This is a genomic window from Ruegeria sp. BG10, from assembly GCF_056538575.1.
Genome location: NZ_JBQFTI010000012.1, coordinates 5001 through 6151 on the forward strand (window position 1 = coordinate 5001; position 1151 = coordinate 6151).

The following is a 1151-nucleotide window of genomic DNA, read 5'->3' on the forward strand; positions in this document are numbered from 1 at the left end:
TCTTGATGTCTAACCGCGGTCCGTTATCCGGATCCGGGACCCTGCGTGGCGGGTAGTTTGACTGGGGCGGTCGCCTCCTAAAGCGTAACGGAGGCGCGCGAAGGTTGGCTCAGAGCGGTCGGAAATCGCTCGTTGAGTGCAATGGCAGAAGCCAGCCTGACTGCAAGACTGACAAGTCGAGCAGAGTCGAAAGACGGCCATAGTGATCCGGTGGTCCCGAGTGGAAGGGCCATCGCTCAACGGATAAAAGGTACGCCGGGGATAACAGGCTGATACTGCCCAAGAGTCCATATCGACGGCAGTGTTTGGCACCTCGATGTCGGCTCATCTCATCCTGGGGCTGGAGCAGGTCCCAAGGGTACGGCTGTTCGCCGTTTAAAGAGGTACGTGAGCTGGGTTTAGAACGTCGTGAGACAGTTCGGTCCCTATCTGCCGTGGGTGTAGGAGACTTGAGAGGAGTTGCCCCTAGTACGAGAGGACCGGGGTGAACGATCCACTGGTGGACCAGTTGTCGTGCCAACGGCAGTGCTGGGTAGCTATGATCGGACAGGATAACCGCTGAAGGCATCTAAGCGGGAAGCCCCCCTCAAAACAAGGTCTCCCTGAGGGCCGTGGAAGACCACCACGTCAATAGGCCGGAGATGTAAGCGCAGTAATGCGTTCAGTTGACCGGTACTAATCGCCCGATAGGCTTGATTTGATCCAGTAATGGAAAGACAAATCAAAAACATACACCTTGAACATGGACGGCTGTGTCGCACCAAGCGGCACTGTTGATCGACATAACAACCGAGTGGCAACGCGCCTTTGCAAGCAAAGACGCTGCCTGCCACCTGTCGCTTTCTTGCACAGCAAGAAAGTCGACATGGGCTTTTCCTCGGTTTGGTGGTCATAGCGCAAGTGAAACACCCGGTCCCATACCGAACCCGGAAGTTAAGCACTGCCGCGCCAATGGTACTTGGGCTTAAGCCCCGGGAGAGTAGGTCACCGCCAAACCTAGTAAAAGCCCATATTCTCTCTAACGATGATACAAATCTGACTCTGACGCGGGATGGAGCAGCCCGGTAGCTCGTCAGGCTCATAACCTGAAGGTCGCAGGTTCAAATCCTGCTCCCGCAACCAGCGTCAGAAAATCTCAGTACAGCCCGTTC

General features: G+C 55.7%; 1 tRNA gene and 2 rRNA genes (1 of these 3 only partly in view). All 3 read left to right on the forward strand.

The features are described from left to right. A 23S ribosomal RNA gene (locus ACR0D8_RS22135) occupies window positions 1-700 on the forward strand; it begins 2127 nt to the left of the window's first position. Window positions 701-881: 181 nt separating this feature from the next. Further along, window positions 882-996, forward strand: a 5S ribosomal RNA gene (gene rrf / locus ACR0D8_RS22140). Between the two features lie 49 nt (window positions 997-1045). Then, a tRNA-Met gene (locus ACR0D8_RS22145) sits at window positions 1046-1122 on the forward strand. Window positions 1123-1151: the final 29 nt, after the last annotated feature.